Source organism: Aeromonas sp. Marseille-Q7275, from assembly GCF_965119515.1.
The window spans coordinates 1-15,554 of record NZ_CBCPLW010000025.1 but is presented as its reverse complement, the minus strand read 5'-3'; the positions used below and the strand labels follow the sequence as shown (position 1 = coordinate 15,554).

The 15,554-nt window shown below is 64.4% G+C and carries 14 protein-coding genes; 9 read left to right on the top strand and 5 right to left on the bottom strand.

Annotated elements, in window-relative coordinates:
- Positions 1 to 69: 69 nt before the first annotated feature.
- The 3 genes from hrpB to gloA2 all read left to right on the top strand — a co-directional run bounded on the left by hrpB (position 70) and on the right by gloA2 (position 5,546).
- A complete protein-coding gene (hrpB, locus tag ACWPWQ_RS18775) occupies positions 70 to 2,517 on the top strand; it encodes an ATP-dependent helicase HrpB (RefSeq protein WP_454010503.1) in 2,448 nt (815 codons plus the stop codon).
- 254 nt (positions 2,518 to 2,771) lie between these two features.
- Positions 2,772 to 5,093 (top strand): penicillin-binding protein 1B, encoded by a 2,322-nt coding sequence (gene mrcB, locus ACWPWQ_RS18770; RefSeq protein WP_139434074.1) that lies wholly within the window; start codon positions 2,772 to 2,774, stop codon positions 5,091 to 5,093.
- 42 nt (positions 5,094 to 5,135) lie between these two features.
- The gene (gene gloA2 / locus ACWPWQ_RS18765; RefSeq protein ID WP_429161143.1) at positions 5,136 to 5,546 is read left to right on the top strand and encodes an SMU1112c/YaeR family gloxylase I-like metalloprotein; all 411 of its coding nucleotides are present in this window, start codon (positions 5,136 to 5,138) and stop codon (positions 5,544 to 5,546) included.
- Between the two features lie 66 nt (positions 5,547 to 5,612).
- On the opposite strand, the gene ACWPWQ_RS18760 is transcribed toward gloA2, so the two are convergent.
- Both ACWPWQ_RS18760 and ACWPWQ_RS18755 read right to left on the bottom strand, forming a co-directional pair.
- Positions 5,613 to 5,933, bottom strand: coding sequence for an SMR family transporter (locus ACWPWQ_RS18760; protein ID WP_025328187.1), 321 nt, complete (start codon positions 5,931 to 5,933; stop codon positions 5,613 to 5,615).
- Positions 5,921 to 6,313: a DMT family transporter gene (locus tag ACWPWQ_RS18755; RefSeq protein ID WP_139434076.1), complete on the bottom strand. Its 393-nt coding sequence runs from the start codon at positions 6,311 to 6,313 to the stop codon at positions 5,921 to 5,923. Before ACWPWQ_RS18755 ends, ACWPWQ_RS18760 begins: the two co-directional genes overlap by 13 nt.
- A gap of 158 nt (positions 6,314 to 6,471) precedes the next feature.
- Between ACWPWQ_RS18755 and ACWPWQ_RS18750 the strand changes: the two genes are divergently transcribed.
- Complete coding sequence (locus ACWPWQ_RS18750; protein WP_139434077.1) at positions 6,472 to 7,353, top strand: LysR family transcriptional regulator; 882 nt, start codon at positions 6,472 to 6,474, stop codon at positions 7,351 to 7,353.
- A 63-nt stretch (positions 7,354 to 7,416) separates the two neighbouring features.
- On the opposite strand, the gene ACWPWQ_RS18745 is transcribed toward ACWPWQ_RS18750, so the two are convergent.
- Positions 7,417 to 7,932 carry a DUF2937 family protein gene (locus tag ACWPWQ_RS18745; RefSeq protein ID WP_265436838.1) on the bottom strand — a complete coding sequence of 172 codons (516 nt, stop codon included), beginning with the start codon at positions 7,930 to 7,932 and terminating at the stop codon, positions 7,417 to 7,419.
- Between the two features lie 208 nt (positions 7,933 to 8,140).
- Here ACWPWQ_RS18745 and ACWPWQ_RS18740 point away from each other — a divergent pair, with 208 nt between their 5' ends.
- Complete coding sequence (locus ACWPWQ_RS18740; protein WP_454010502.1) at positions 8,141 to 8,824, top strand: phosphatase PAP2 family protein; 684 nt, start codon at positions 8,141 to 8,143, stop codon at positions 8,822 to 8,824.
- Positions 8,825 to 9,103: 279 nt separating this feature from the next.
- Positions 9,104 to 10,024, top strand: coding sequence for a TSUP family transporter (locus tag ACWPWQ_RS18735; RefSeq protein WP_454010501.1), 921 nt, complete (start codon positions 9,104 to 9,106; stop codon positions 10,022 to 10,024).
- A gap of 38 nt (positions 10,025 to 10,062) precedes the next feature.
- Here ACWPWQ_RS18735 and ACWPWQ_RS18730 read toward each other — a convergent pair whose 3' ends face one another.
- Positions 10,063 to 10,887: a hypothetical protein gene (locus ACWPWQ_RS18730; protein ID WP_429161174.1), complete on the bottom strand. Its 825-nt coding sequence runs from the start codon at positions 10,885 to 10,887 to the stop codon at positions 10,063 to 10,065.
- A gap of 210 nt (positions 10,888 to 11,097) precedes the next feature.
- On the bottom strand, positions 11,098 to 12,384 hold the full coding sequence (gene hemL, locus ACWPWQ_RS18725; RefSeq protein WP_408844866.1) for a glutamate-1-semialdehyde 2,1-aminomutase: 1,287 nt from the start codon (positions 12,382 to 12,384) through the stop codon (positions 11,098 to 11,100).
- Positions 12,385 to 12,607: 223 nt separating this feature from the next.
- On the opposite strand from hemL, the gene clcA reads away from it, so the two are divergent.
- From clcA to erpA, 3 genes are all read left to right on the top strand, one after another.
- Entirely contained in the window at positions 12,608 to 14,002 is a 1,395-nt protein-coding gene (gene clcA, locus ACWPWQ_RS18720) for a H(+)/Cl(-) exchange transporter ClcA (protein ID WP_454010500.1), read from the top strand.
- Positions 14,003 to 14,089: 87 nt separating this feature from the next.
- Positions 14,090 to 14,782, top strand: a complete 693-nt coding sequence (locus ACWPWQ_RS18715) for a DUF6776 family protein (RefSeq protein ID WP_342059619.1) — start codon at positions 14,090 to 14,092, stop codon at positions 14,780 to 14,782.
- 89 nt (positions 14,783 to 14,871) lie between these two features.
- Positions 14,872 to 15,222, top strand: coding sequence for an iron-sulfur cluster insertion protein ErpA (erpA, locus tag ACWPWQ_RS18710; RefSeq protein WP_025328177.1), 351 nt, complete (start codon positions 14,872 to 14,874; stop codon positions 15,220 to 15,222).
- Positions 15,223 to 15,554 lie beyond the last annotated feature (332 nt).

Below are 15,554 nucleotides of genomic sequence, written 5' to 3'. Positions count from 1 at the left end.
GACGGTGGGCGGCTGGCTGTGGCAGAATGGGCGCCGTTTTCATGGTCATCACAGAAGGTCTTCGCCGTTTTGTCCCAACTCCCCATCGTCTCTGTGCTGCCCGAGCTGTTTGATGCCATCGACAGCCACGCCAGCGTGATACTGCAGGCCCCCCCGGGGGCGGGCAAGTCGACCCTGCTGCCCCTGGAGCTGGTGCGCCGAAACCGGCTGCCCGGCCGCATCATCATGCTGGAGCCCCGCCGTCTCGCGGCGCGCAACATAGCGGGCTTTCTGGCGCGCCAGCTCGGGGAGAAGGTGGGGGAGCGCATCGGGCTGCGGGTGCGAGGCGAGAGCCGCACCAGTGCCGCGACCCGGCTCGAGATAGTGACCGAGGGGGTGCTGACCCGGATGTTGCAGCAGGACCCCGAGCTTAGCGGGGTGTCGCTCGTCATCTTCGATGAATTCCACGAGCGCAGCCTGCATGCCGATACCGCCCTGGCCTTCGCCATCGAGAGCCAGCAGGGGCTGCGCGATGATCTCAAGCTGCTCATCATGTCCGCCACCCTGGACGGCATGGCGCTGGAGGCCCTGTTGCCGGACGCCCCGGTGATCCGCTCCGAGGGGCGCGGCTTTCCCATCGACTACCACTACCGCCCCGCCAATCGCCAGCAGTGGTTGGAGCCCCAGGTGGGCGCCGTGGTGCTGGAGGCGCTGGCGGCCCACGCCGGCAGCGCCCTGGTGTTCCTGCCGGGACAGGGGGAGATTGAGCGGCTCGCCCTGTGGCTGGAGGGGCGCCTGCCGGATGACGTGCGCCTCGCCCCCCTCTACGGGCGTCTCGACATGGCGGCCCAGCAGGCGGCCATAGAGCCCGCTCCGGCGGGGCGTCGCAAGCTGGTGCTCACCACCAATGTGGCGGAGACCTCCCTCACCATAGAGGGGGTCTCTGTGGTGATCGACAGCGGGCTGGAGCGGCGCGCCACCTTCGATCTGAGAAGCGGCGTCACCCGGCTGGAGACCCGTCAGATTGCCAGGGCCTCCGCCACCCAGCGGGCCGGCCGTGCCGGCCGTCTCGGCCCCGGGGTCTGCTACCGGCTGTGGAGCGCCGAGGTGCAGGAGCGCCTCGCCGAGCAGAGCCCGCCGGACATCCTCACCCAGGAGCTGACCGGCCTGCTGCTGGATGCCGCCCAGTGGGGGGCCAAGGTAGAAGATCTGCCGCTGCTGGACATGCCCCCCGCCGCTGCGGTGGCGAGCGCCCGTCGCCTGCTGGTGGCCCTTGGCGCCATGAAGCAGGAGGCTGAGCAACAACTCACTCCGGCCGGCCGCACCATGGCCGCCTTCGGCACTCATCCCCGTCTGGCGCGCATGCTGTTGCGGGCCCGGGAGCTGGAGGCCGAGGGTCTGACAGGGATTGTCGCCGATGCGGCATTCCTGGTGGCGCTGCTGGAAGAATATCTGCGAGGATCTGAGCGCCTTTCCGTGCTCTTCCATCGCCGTCTGGGGGCCCTGCGTCAGGGGGCCGCCCGCTGGTTCGAACGGCTGGGGGCACGCCCTGCCGGCGCCCAGGGGCAGTGGCTGGGGCTGCTGTGCGCCCTCGCCTGGCCGGACAGGATCGGCAAGCTGCGCGGCGGCAGCCGCTATCAACTCAGTGGTGGGATCAGCTGCGATCTGGTAGAAGGTCACCCATGTCAGGGACAAGGGGCCCTGATCGCCATCGAGATGGGGCAGAACGATCGCGGCAGCCGCATCTTCATCGCCGAGCCGGTGGCGCTGGACGAGCTGGTGCGCCAGCTGCCGGAGTTAGTCAGCGAGCGCCAGTGGTTCGACTGGGACGAGCGCGAGGAGCGGGTGCGGGCCGAGCGCCAGCAGGTGATCGGCGAGCTGGTGCTCGGCCAGCGGCCGTTGACCGAGCTGTCGGACGAGCAGAAGGGGCGCTGCCTGTTGCAGGGCATTCGTCGCAAGGGGCTGCATGTGCTGCCCTGGGACGAGGGCAGTGAAGGCTTGCTGGCCCGATTGCGCTGCGCCCGCGACTGGCTGCCGGACGAGGGCTGGCCCGCCGTGGACGACGAGAGTCTGCTGGCCCGGCTGGAGGAGTGGCTCTTGCCAGCCCTGAGCGGCATGACCCGGCTGGAGCAGCTCAAGAGGCTCAACCTCTCGGATCTGCTGCGCCAGTCCCTGCCCTGGCCCTTGCCAAAACGGCTGGACGAGGCGCTGCCGAGCCACTTCAGCGCGCCGACCGGCAGCCGGGTACGGATCCGCTATCAGCCGGGGCAGGCCCCGGTGATCCCGGTGCGCATCCAGGAGATGTTCGGGCAGGGCACCACCCCCTGTGTGGCCGATGGCCGGGTGCCCCTGGTGGTGGAGCTGCTCTCCCCGGCCCAGCGGCCGCTGCAGATCACCGCCGATCTCGCCGCCTTCTGGGCGGGCTCCTACGAGCAGGTGAAGAAAGAGATGAAGGGGCGTTACCCCCGCCACTACTGGCCGGACAATCCCCTGGAGGCCATGCCGACCCGGGTCACCAAGAAGAAGATGGGGTTGTAGGTGGGGGCTGGCATGGGGAAGCCCAACGCCAGCAGACGGCCCTCACCCTCTCCCAGGGGGAGAGGAAACCGAGCGAGCCTGGTGTTTGCTCCCTTCTCCTCTCCCTTTTTCAAAGACATGGGAGAAGGGTTGGGGATGAGGGGGCATCCCTTTGCCTGGCGAAGCGAAACCCAGGATCCAGGTTCGATTGGTTAAGCCCGATCGGACGTTCGCGCATGCGACATCACAAGTAGAAAGGAAAGCAAAGAGGAATTATGGCAACGCAACAACGCAAGCGTACCCCCAAGAAGGCGGCGCCCAAGCGCACCATCTGGCGCACCCTGTTCTGGCTGGGCTTCAAGCTCTCCCTGGTGGTGGCGGCCTTCATGGTGGTGTTCGGCATCTATCTGGATACCAAGGTGCGCGAGCGTTTTGACGGGGAGAAGTGGCAGTTGCCCGTGATGGTCTACAGTCGTCCGCTGGAGCTCTACCCCAGCCAGCGCCTCTCCCAGACCCAGATGCTGCGGGAGCTCAACATGCTGAGCTACAAGCAGGTGCGCCAGCCCCACACCCCGGGGGAGTATGCCGTGAGCGGCAACCGCATCGAGCTGGTCCGCCGTCCGTTCGAGTTCCATGACGGCGCCGACGGCGCCCGTGGCCTGCGTCTCACCTTCAACGGGGCGCGGCTGGAGGGGATCCAGTCCCTGGAGAACCAGCGTCAGCTAGGTTATGCCCAGATGGACCCGGTGTTGCTGGACCGCCTCAACACAGAGGATCGGGAGGATCGCCTGCTGGTACGCCTCTCCGAGGTGCCGGACAGCCTGCTGGTCACCCTGCTGACCACAGAGGATCGGGACTTCTACCAGCACGGCGGCGTCTCCCCGGTGGCCATCATGCGCGCCATGGCGGCCAACCTGCTGGCGGGTCGCACCGTGCAGGGGGGCAGTACCCTCACCCAGCAGCTCGCCAAGAACTTCTTCCTGACCCGGGAGCGCAGCCTGTGGCGCAAACTGCAGGAAGCCTATATGGCGGTGCTCATCGACTACCGCTACAGCAAGGACGAGATCCTGGAGGCCTACCTCAACGAGGTCTATCTGGGGCAGAACTTCTCCCAGGGGGTCTATGGCTTCGGGCTCGCCTCCTACTTCTACTTCGGCATTCCGGTCAACGAGCTGGACATCGATCAGGTGGCCCTGCTGGTGGGCATGGTGAAGGGACCCTCCTATTACGATCCCTGGCGCTTCCCCGAGCGGGCCAAGGCGCGTCGGGATCTGGTGCTCAAGCTGCTGATGGATCACGGCAGCCTGACCCAGGCCGAGTATGAGCTGGCCAGCAAGCAGCCCCTTGGCATCATCACCCGGGGCCAGATGAGCTATGGCCGCACCCCGGCCTTCATGGGGCTGCTCAAGCGGGAGATCCAGAACCGCTTCGGCCCGGATCTGCTCAAGCAGTCCGGCCTCAAGATCTTCACCAGCCTGGATCCCATCGCCCAGCACGCCGCCGAGCAGGCGGTGCAGACCGGCCTCGCCACCATAGAGAAGCAGCGCGGCAAGAAGAAGCTGGAGGCGGCCATGGTGGTCTCCGACTGGCACAAGGGCGAGGTGGTCGCCATGGTGGGGGGACGGGATCCCCGTTACGCCGGCTTCAACCGTGCCCTGGATGCCCGTCGCCAGATAGGCTCCCTGGTGAAACCGGCTGTCTATCTCACCGGTCTCTCCAACGGCCTGACCCTGGGCACGCCGCTGAAAGATCAGCCGATCCGCATCCGCGGTCAGGATGGCCAGATCTGGACGCCGCAGAACTACGATCGCAAGTTCCGCCAGAGCGTGCCGCTGATGGAGGCGCTCGCCAGCTCCCTCAACGTGCCGACCGTCAACTTGGGGATGCAGGTGGGGCTCGACAAGGTGGTAGACACCCTGCACAAGCTGGGGGTCCAGCAGGAGATCCAGCCTTATCCGTCCCTGGTGCTGGGGGCGGTGGCGCTCTCCCCCATGGAGGTGAACCAGATGTATCTGCCCATCGCCAATCAGGGGCTGACCCAGCCGCTGTCGGCCATCCGCGCCGTGGTGAACGGCGATGGCAGCCAGCTCTATCAGCATGACGAGACCGCCAAGCGGGTGACGGATCCCCAGGCCAGCTGGCTGACCCTGTTCGCCATGACCAAGACGGTGAGCCAGGGCACGGCCCGGGCGCTCGGCGCCAAGTTCCCCGGCGCCACCATGGCCGCCAAGACAGGGACCACCAACGAGCTGCGGGACTCCTGGTTTGCCGGTATGGACAACAACGAACTGGTGAGCGTCTGGGTCGGCCGGGATGACAACCAGCCCGCCGGGCTGACCGGGGCCAGCGGTGCCTTGCAGCTGTTCAGCGGCTACATGAGCCAGCGCGGCGTCAACAGCCTGGGGCTGAAGATGCCGGAAGGGGTGAGCTGGGCCAGCTTCTCCCGCGCGAGCGGCGCCCGGGTCGCCAGCGACTGTCCCGGCAGCCTGCAGGTGCCGGCCAAGCTGGCGGGGCTCGGGGCTCCGGCAAGCTGCGCCAGCCCTGTCTCCAACCCGGTCAACGCGCTGGATGACTGGTTCGGCGGCTTCTTCAACTAACGAAAACGGGCAGCCCTGGCTGCCCGTTTTACAAGGATTGCCATGACACTTCCCCTGCTCGGCGGCATTCACCATGTGGCCATCATCGCCAGCGACTATGATCGCTCGCGCCACTTCTACCACCAGGTGCTGGGGCTGCCCATACTGGCGGAGACCCTGCGGGAGGCCCGCCACTCCTGGAAGCTGGATCTGGCGCTGCCGGATGGCAGCCAGCTTGAGCTGTTCAGCTTTCCCGCCCCCCCTGCACGCCCCTCCAGGCCGGAGGCGTGCGGCCTGCGGCACCTGGCGTTTCGGGTGCGGGCGCTCGAACCCGTCATCGCCCATCTGGAGCGCCACGGGGTGGCCGTGGAGCCGGTACGGGTGGACGAGCTGACCGGCAGTCGCTTCACCTTCTTCGCAGATCCGGACGGCCTGCCGCTGGAGCTCTACGAGGTCGATGCGGAGCCGGCATGAGCGGGCTTTGCTCATGAGTGCACAAGAGAGCCGCCCGGCGAACACCGGGCGGCTTTTTTCATGGGGTCAGGCCGTGGTCAGCAGGGCCACGGCGACGGCCATCACCAGGATGCCGACCCAGCCGACGGGCTTGAGGCGCTCGCCAAACAGCAGCAGGCCGCCGAGGGCGGTGCCCAGGATGCCGATGGCGCCCCAGGTGGCATAGGCCACGGCGAGATCTATCCTGCCGGTGCTCACCGCCTCACTGAGCAGGGTAAAGGCACAGAGCACCAGCAGTATGCCGAGCAGGCCCCAGCCCTTGTGGCGAAAACCGAGGGAGCGGTTGATGGCCATGTTGGCCCCCACATCCAGCAGGGCGGCGCCCAGTACGATGATCAACGGGTGCATGGAAGCTCCTTGGCCGTAGTTGCATCAAGCGGCTCGGCATGGGTTTCCCCCAGGGTCACCATAACAATGCCCACTATTGCCAGCGCCAGCCCGATCCACTCCTGCACACTCAGCTCGTAGCCCAGGAACAGCACGGAGACGGCGGTGATCAGGGCGATTCCCAGCCCCTCCCACAACGCGAACGCAATACCAATGGAGATTGTTTTGGCGGCCTTGGCCAGCAGCAGGTAGGAGAGGGCGATGAGCAGCCACATCGGCAGATGGTGGAGCCAGCCGGTCTCACTCTCCGGGATCAGGGCCATGGTGGAGGTGCCTGCCACCTCGGTCAGGATGGCCCCCGTCAGGAAGAGGCGGGCCAAAAGCAGGGGACTGAATGACATGGGGTTTCCTTCTGTTGCTGCGACGAGGGAGAGGATAGCCGCAGCCGGGGCAGACCTGGGCATCGCTGAGCGTCGATAATTACGGCGCTACGGGTTTGCCTTGGGGAAGGGGGGCGGCGTAAGGTAAAGATGGAACAAGCTGCCACCAGAGCGCGACCATGAAGCTTTATCAGATACAACTCTTTGTAGAATCAGCAGACAGTGGTTCGATTGCCAATGCCGCCAGACGCCTTGGCAAGAGCCGGAGCGCCGTCAGCACGGCGATCGCCTCCCTGGAAGTGGAGCTTGGCGTCGACCTTTTTGAACGAGGGGCCAACCAGAGCCGACTCACCGAGATAGGGGAGCAGGTGCTGGACGACTGCCGGCGGCTGCTGCAGGCGGCCAACAGCCTCAAGCTCAAGTGCGAGCACCACGCCTCCGGGGCCGAGGTGGCGCTGCGGGTAGCGCGGGATGACGCCATCCCGGAGCCGGTCTGGCGCGAGATGCTGGGGGCGCTGCGCCATCAGTTTCCCGGCACCAGCATCTCCCTGGTGCTGGCCTCGCCCCCCGAACTGCCAGCCTTGGTGGAGGAGGGGTTCGTGGATGCCGCCTTCGGCCTCATCACCGAGGATCAGGAGCGTAGCGGCCTCAACATAGACGTGCTCAACCCCATCCGCACCCTGATGGTGGTAGCGCCCAGCCACCCGCTGGCGGGGTTGAAACGGGTGCTGCAGCAGGATCTCACCGATCAGACCCAGGTCACCCTCTCCTATGTGGACGAGTTCTCGGTCAAGAGCCTGCTCCCCATCGGCGGCCAGCACATCGGGTTGTCGAGCTTCGAGCTGATGCGGGATGCCGTGCTGGACGGTCTCGGCTGGGCGGTGCTGCCCTCACCGCTGATCCAGAGCCAGCTGCGCCAGGGGGAACTGCTGACTCTGAAGCACAAGTTCAGCCTGCAGTGGCGCGATTACGGGGTCTATCTGTCGGAAAACGCCCATCACGGCAAGGTGCTGGCCTGGCTGAAGAAGGCCATCGAGGCCTACCTCGAACCCTTCGAGTAGCCCCTTTCGGCAGGAGAACGACAACAGGGGCCGCTGGCCCCTGTTGCTTGAGACGGCCAGGGGTCAGCGCAGGGCGTGACGGGGGGCGGGCTGGCGCTGGCGAAAGGGCAGCAGGAGCAGGCCGAGCAGCAGATCCCCCAGCAGGGACGCGAGCAGTCCCGCCGCCACACCGCAGAAGATGGCGGCCTGCTTGAGGGGCACCACATAGCCGTAGTTGCGCAGGGTGTCCTGCCAGAGCTGGGAGTCCGCCTGCAACAGCAGGTGGGAGACTTGCAGGTACCAGGGCCTATCCTGGAAGGCGCGCTCCTGCTGCAGGTGGCGCTGCTGGCTCACCAGTTGCTGCAGGCTGGTGGCATCCTGGGTGAAGACGGGATCCTGGCTGGCGCCGTAATGGGCGACCAGGGCGTCGAGATCGCCGCCAAAGTGCTGATCCGCGGTGCGCTGGAAGGGGGCCAGACTGAGGCCGGCCTGCTGCAGGCGCGCATCCAGCCTCTGGTAGTAGAGATCGACGATCCCCGGTATCTGCACGCCCGCCAGCAAACCGAGGGCAAACAACATCATGCGAAGGTAGCTGCGCATAGCCATCATCCTGAGTAAAAAGAGCCTCATACCAGCCGCAAGCCCTGGCGCGCCAAGGTGGCGCTGGCCGCTCCCGTAATCCGGGGCTATGGGTATAAACAAGATTCAATAGAGCATTGTTTGTTACATGAATTCCCATATTTTGGTGATTCGCTCAAGTCACCGGGAGGCTGGCCTAGAATCACCGCTTTTTGAAGGAAGACTCGGCATGAGCAAGTTCATACCTTTCTATCTGATCGGGGGCCTGATTGCCCTCAGTTGGGCCACCCTGCCGGGTCATGGCCCCTGGGATCACTGGGATCTCGCCACCTTCCAGCTGGTTAACGGCTGGCTGGGTGAATCCGCCCGCTGGGCCGATCTGGTGGCCATCACCAACAATCGCCTGTTCGATCTGGCCACCCTGGGCTGCATGGGGCTGATCCTGGCCACCTGCTTCTTCCGGGCCCGGGGTGAGGGGCGCCGTCGCCTGGTGGCCATGGGGATCGTCATGTTGCTGGGGGCCCTGGTGATCAATCAGCTCGGTCACCTGCTGCCGGTCAGCCGTCCCAGCCCCACCCTGATGGTGGACGGGGCACTGCGGCTGACCGAGCTCAGCACCATTCCGACCAAGGACTCTGCGGGCGACAGCTTCCCCGGTGATCATGCGCTGTTTTTGATGATCTTCGCCGGCTTTGCCCTGCGTTACCTGCCGCGCCGGGCCGCCGTGATCGCCGTGCTGATGGTGCCCCTGTTCTCGGCTCCCCGCATCCTCGCCGGTGCCCACTGGCTGACGGACGTCTATGTCGGTGCCCTCTGCCTCGCCCTCATCTGCCTGCCACCCTTGCTGCTGACCCCATTGTCGGATCGGCTGATCGACCGCCTGGCTCCCAGGCTGCCCCGCTGGATCTCCTGAGGCCGTTGCGGCCGGGATGACGGAAGGCAATAAAAAGAAGGCGGGTGACCGCCTTCTTTTGCTTATGCCCATCGGTGCTGTGGTCGTCGCGAAATGACCAGGACTACGCCCGATGAGTGCGGGCTTGCGCCCTCAACGACAAGTATTGGCAGAGTCATTCGAGCTTTACCATCAGAAACTGACGGGGCAAAACGTTTGCATCCGATGAAAGCGTGATCCAGACCAGGATCTTTTCTGTGGGCTGCCTTAGAATCGCCGCCCGTTGCTGGAGGTCCCCCTATGCTTGTCACTTTTCTACGCCTGTTGTTTATCGGTTGCGCCCTGGTCTTTATCTTCATGCTGATCCACGCCTGGTGGCACAAGCGGCGCCGGGGCGAGCTGGAGTCCACCCCCTTCTGGCCGGTGGCGACCATCGGCTTCGTCGCTAACTTTCTCGACACCCTTGGGGTCGGCAGCTTCGCGGTCAAGACCGCCTGCTACAAGCAGTTCAAGCTGATCGACGATCGCCTGCTGCCGGGCACCCTCAACGGTCAGTGCGTGCTGCCGACCGTGACCCAGTCCCTCATCTTCATCGGCGTGGTCAAGGTGGATCCGCTCACCCTCATCAGCATGATGGCCGCCGCCGCCGCGGGCGCCGCCTGGGGGGCCCGTCATGTGGCCTCGTTCGATCGCCAGACCATCAGGCTGGTGATGGCGGTCTCCCTGCTGGTGGTGGCCGGACTCATCTTCGCCGGCCTGCTGGGTCTGTTCCCGCTCGGGGGCGAGGCCATGGGGCTCAGTGGCTACAAGCTGGGAATAGCCCTGCTCGGCAACTTCCTGTTCGGGGTGCTGATGAATGTGGGCATAGGGCTGTTCGCCCCCTGCATGACGCTGGTCTATCTGCTGGGGATGAACCCGCTGGCGGCCTTCCCCATCATGATGGGGTCCACCGCCGTGCTCAGCGTCTTCTCGGCGGGCACCTTCATCCGCAAGGGGGCCTTCGATGCCAGGGCCGTGCTGGCGGTGGCCCTCTTCGGTCCCATCGGCGTGGTACTGGCGGCCATGCTGGTACAGTCCATGGACATGGAGATGCTCAAATGGCTGGTGGCCTTCATCGTCATCTACACCTCCTGGACCATGTACGCATCCTGGCAGGCGGCGCGCCGTCAGCCCGACATCCAGGTTGAAGCACAAGCCCAGCTGAGTGAGGCTCCCCGCTAGCCGTCTCCAATCCACAGGAAGCCTGTCAGGGCGAGGAGTTATCTCGCCCGTCTGAAGCCACTGCGTCGCCGAGGCAGAAGGCCTGCCCCTGACTCGCCGCCACTGGTCAGGGGCCGCTGACTGGAGGCGACCAGAGCGGCCTCGGCCTTGGCGCCGAGAAAGACATAGAGCCCCAGCGCCAGCAGCAATCCCACGGCGCAACCCATTACCCCCACCGCAGGCCAGAGCAGTTCGTTCTGGCCGAGGGATCCCTTGAACAGCAGCAATAGCCCCTCGATGGAGACCGCGATCAGGATGGCGGCGATGAAGCGGGTGATGGTGCGGCGAATGGCGCTGTGGCGGAAGATGTCCTTATGCAGCAGCACCTCCTCCTCCAGTATGGTCTTGCCGAGATCGAACACCGCCAGCGCCAGGGTCAGGAAGATGATGGCGCTGAAGGCGCCGAGCCGGTTCTGCTGGGTGCCACACAGCAGCAGATAGAGCTGCTCGAGGCCATGCCAGATCAGGGTTCCCACGATGAGAAACAGCGCCAGGCTCAGGATCACGTAGACGGCCCTGAACCAGGGGATGGCACGGCGCCGCTCCCTGTCCCCCATCAGCCAGGCGATCAGCTGGTGCAGATTGATCTCAAGCTCGCGGCCATGACCCTGCACCCTCAGCCTCAACTGCCCCTGGGGGGCCGGAATGGGGGGAAGGATCCTCGCGCTTGCCTGGCTCTGGCCCAGGCTCTGCACGCTCAGCACGAAGGGATAGCCCTTGAGGGCCTCCTGGGGGAGGGTGAGCAGTCCCAGCAACAGGGGGGTCAACTCGGTTTCGTACTCCTGATAGCGCCGCAGCACATCGATGGGGCTCATCTCTGCCATATGGACCTCGGTCAAGTGGGCTCCTGAGTAAGGCAGTGCAAATAGTGGGCCCGCTTTATGACAGCCAGTGTGGCCGCGAATGCACCAGCAAGTGGCAAACGCCGGCGAGAAGAGAGAGGGGGCTGCACCAGAAGGGGGCTCTGGCAAGGCGAGACGACAGCAGTAACAAAAAAGGGCCCTTCGCGGGCCCTTGGTTCATGCTGGCAGGGCTCAGCCCGCCAGTTTGGCGAAGCTGCGCTCGGCGGCGGCCAGGGTGTGTTCAATCTCCTTGTCCCCGTGAGCCAGGGACAGGAAGCCCGCCTCGTAGGCACTCGGCGCCAGATAGACACCTTCCTCAAGCATGAGATGGTAGAAGCGCTTGAAGCGCTCCATGTCGCAGCGGGTGACCTGCTCGTAGCGGGTGATCTCGGTCTCTTCGGTGAAGAAGAAGCCGAACATGCCGCCCACGTAGTTGATGGCGAGCGGGATGCCGTGCCTGGCGGCGGCCGCTTTCAGCCCTTCCGCCACCCGGGCAGTCTTGGCGCTCAGCTGCTCGTAGAGGCCTGGCTCCAGCAGCAGGTCCAGCATGGTCAGACCGGCAGCCATGGCCACCGGGTTGCCGGAGAGGGTACCCGCCTGATAGACGGGGCCGGTCGGGGCTATGTATTGCATCACCTTCTTCTTGCCGCCGAAGGCGCCCACCGGCATGCCGGCCCCGATGATCTTGCCGAGGGTGGTGAGGTCGGGATCGATATTGTAGTGGCCCTGGGCGCCGCGCAGGGAGACGCGGAAGCCGGTCATCACTTCGTCCAGGATCAGCAGGGCGCCGAACTCGTCACAGATGGCGCGCAGTCCTTCCAGGAAGCCGGGCACCGGCGGGATGCAGTTCATGTTGCCCGCCACCGGCTCGACTATGATGCAGGCGATTTCGCTGCCGTACTGGGTGAAGGCCTCGCGCACCGAGTCCAGATCGTTGAACACGCAGGTGAGAGTGTGCTTGGCAAAGTCGGCCGGAACGCCCGGGCTGTTGGGCTGACCCAGGGTCAGGGCGCCGGAACCCGCCTTCACCAACAGGGAGTCGGCGTGGCCGTGGTAGCAGCCCTCGAACTTGACGATCTTGTCCCGGCCGGTATAGCCGCGGGCCAGCCGGATGGCGCTCATGGTCGCCTCGGTGCCGGAGTTGACCATACGCACCTGCTCCATGGAGGGGACGATCTGGCGTACCTTCTCGGCCATCAGCACTTCGATCTCGGTGGGGGCGCCGTAGCTCAACCCCTTCTCAACGGCCTTGATGACGGCGGCCTTGATGGCCGGGTGGTTGTGACCCAGCAGCATGGGGCCCCAGGAACCGATGTAATCCACATAGGCCTGGCCATCCACGTCATAGAGGTAGGCGCCATCGGCGTGATCGATGAAGCGGGGTGTGCCGCCGACCCCATTGAAGGCGCGGACCGGTGAGTTGACGCCGCCCGGAATGGTCTGGCGGGCCTGTTCAAACAGCTGATCTGATTTTGACATGGATCATCCTTAATGGGATTTTGGTCGTCACCCGGGCGCAGGCGGTCGATTGCGGCTCGGCAGGCTGTGGTGGGAGGAGTATGCTTTGCGCTCTCGCCACCCGGACTCCCGGTCTGCACCCGTGATAAATGAAACGGGCCGACTATAGCAGAAAGGCCCTGTGCTGGGCAGCCGAGCCGAGGCCGGGTGTTTTCCGACCCTCGTTAGATGAGCGTGAATACCCATGGTGCAACAAGCTATCCCCCCTCGCGAGGCGACCACACAAGGCCGCCCTCCTGCCCTGCAGCGTCTGATCCAGCGGGACAAGATGCCGCTGCTGGTGCTCTTGCTGGCCGCCCTGGTCGGGGTTCTGGCCGGACTGGTCTGCGGGTTGTTTGAATCCGGTGTGCACTGGCTGGCACAGCAGCGAGTCCTGCTGCTGGCGGATCGCCCCTGGTGGCAACTCGGTCTGCTGGGCTTTGGTTTCAGCGCCCTGCTGGGGTTTGTCGGCTACTTCCTCACCCACACCTTCGCCCCGGAAGCGGGTGGCTCCGGCATTCCCGAGATCGAGGGGGCCATGGACGAGCTGCGCCCGGTGCGCTGGTGGCGGGTCTTGCCGGTCAAGTTTTTCGGCGGCATCTGTACCCTGAGTTCCGGCATGGTATTGGGGCGGGAGGGGCCCTCGGTACAGATCGGCGGCAACCTTGGCAAGATGGTGGCGGACATCTTCCGCCTGCCGAAGGAACATGGCCATGCCCTGCTGGCGGCGGGGGCGGCGGGCGGTCTGGCTGCCGCCTTCAACGCGCCGCTGGCGGGGATACTCTTCGTGATGGAGGAGATGCGGCCGCAGTTCCGTTACTCCTTCCTCGCCATCAAGGCGGTGGGGATCTCGGCCGTCATGGCGACCCTGATGCTGCAGAACATGAAGGGGCAGGCGCCCGTCATCAGCCTGCCCCACTACGACGCCCCGGCCCTGAAGGCGCTCTGGCTCTTCCTCTTCATGGGGGGCTGTTTCGGCGTGCTGGGCTTCGTGTTCAACAAGCTGGTGCTCGCCTGTCAGGACGGCTATCTGGCCCTGCACCAGAACAAGCGTCACCGCTTCGTCGCCATCGGCATGCTGGTGGCGGGTATTTTCGGCGTGCTGTCGCTGTTTGCCCCCTCGGTGACCGGTGGGGGAACCGAGCTGATCCCTCATCTGGTGGGGAGCGACTATGGGATGGCGACCCTCTTCCTCATCTTCTCGGTGCGACTGATCGCTACCCTCATCTGTTTTTGTTCGGGCGCCCCCGGCGGCGTCTTCGCCCCGACCCTGGCACTCGGCACCCTGTTCGGGGTGGTCTTCGGTCACCTGTTCCATGCGGCCTTTCCCGATCTGGGCATAGAGCCCGGCGCCTTCGCCATCGCCGGCATGGGGGCGCTGTTTGCCGCCACAGTGCGGGCCCCTATCACCGGCATAGTGCTGGTGACCGAGATGACGGACAACTATCAGCTGATCCTGCCCATGATGATCACCACCATAGGGGCCACCCTGGTGGCGCAGTGGTTGGGAGGGCGTCCCATCTACTCCCAGATCCTGGAGCGAACTTTACGGCTTGCGGCGCGTCAAAAGCGGGGAGACGGCAGCGTGGCTGCCAGTTAACTCCTTGTTTATCCGTATCAATCTGGCAAGGTCGCGTATAGTGAAGGGAAACAGGCCGTGGTTTGGCGTGCTAATAGAAGAGGCCTTATGTCCCAAATCGTGAAGGTATTGGTGGTGCTGGCGGTGGGGGCCTGCATCGGCTATTTCATCGGGAATCGGCAAGAGCTGGCCCAGAGCAGTCTGCTGACGGTGCAGCAGGAGACCCTGGAGCGGCAGAGCAAGGCCATAGGCCAGCTCAAGACGGATCTGGGGGTCAAGGATACCTTGCTGGCGACCCAGAAGGCGGCCTTCGAACAGTTGCAGAAGACCCTCAAGGATCAGGAAGCCCAGGTTCAGGAGCAGAAGCGCCAGCTGGCCTTCTTCGAGCGGATCATGCGTCCTACCGGTGATCAGGTAGGGGTGACCATCGACAACCTGACCCTGCAGGAAACCAGCGTGCCGGGTCGCTATCACTATCGTCTGGCCCTGACCCAGCCCGCCAAGAAGCGGGAGCTGTTCCGAGGCCAGGTACAAATCAGGGTCGAAGGCAGTCTGGCAGACCAGCCCAGGATCCTCAGCGGGCGTGAGCTTGGCATGAAGGTCGGGGAGGGGCGCTATGCCCTGCGCTACTTCCAGCTGCTCGAAGGCAACTGGCAACTGCCAACAGGCTTTGTGCCGGATCGGGTGAGGATCATCATCGCCAAGGAGGGGCGCCAGCCGGCCCAGGAGTTGCTGGCGGAGTGGAGTGAGGTACTCAAGCCTCTGGTGACCCAACCAGCACCCTTGCCCGTGGTGCAGTAAGAGAGTGGTGAATACTTGAACTAAATGGTCGGGTATTGGATAATTTCGCGGTTTCCATGTTTGTGGATGTAATGGTTGTGAGGTCAGTAATGAGTGCAGTAGCAGAAGCCCCGTTGCCAATCCAGATGACGGATGCGGCGGCGAACAAGGTAAAGACCTTGATTACCGAAGAAGAAAATCCCGAGCTCAAGTTGCGGGTCTACATCACTGGGGGGGGCTGCTCCGGTTTCCAGTACGGTTTCACCTTTGACGAAAAGATCAACGACGGGGATACCGTGGTCGAGAAGAGCGGCGTGACCATGGTGATCGATCCCATGAGCCTGCAGTATCTGGTTGGTGGCAGCGTGGACTACACCGAAGGTCTGGAAGGCTCCCGCTTTACCGTGACCAACCCCAACGCCTCGACCACCTGTGGTTGTGGCTCCAGCTTCTCCATCTGATTGGTCAGCAGCACACATTTGAAAGGGTCCGGCAGGGCCCTTTTCTATTTGCGCATCTCTCCCTCATATATGAACCCACTCTATATAGAGCCGGCAGCCTGGTCTGAGCGGCCCGGGTGCTGCCGAAAGTGACCTCTTATGAGCCCTATGGCGAAGGTGTTTTGCACGATCTGGTTGCGGATTAAACACTTGAACGTCTTTCTCAAAAAAACACATAGTTTTTGCTTGTCAGAAAGAATCAGATCCCTATAATGCGCCTCCATCAGCACGGCGCAGTGCGCTGCTGGTCTGGCTTGCAAAGCAACCCAGTGAGGGTTATAGTTTCAGACCCT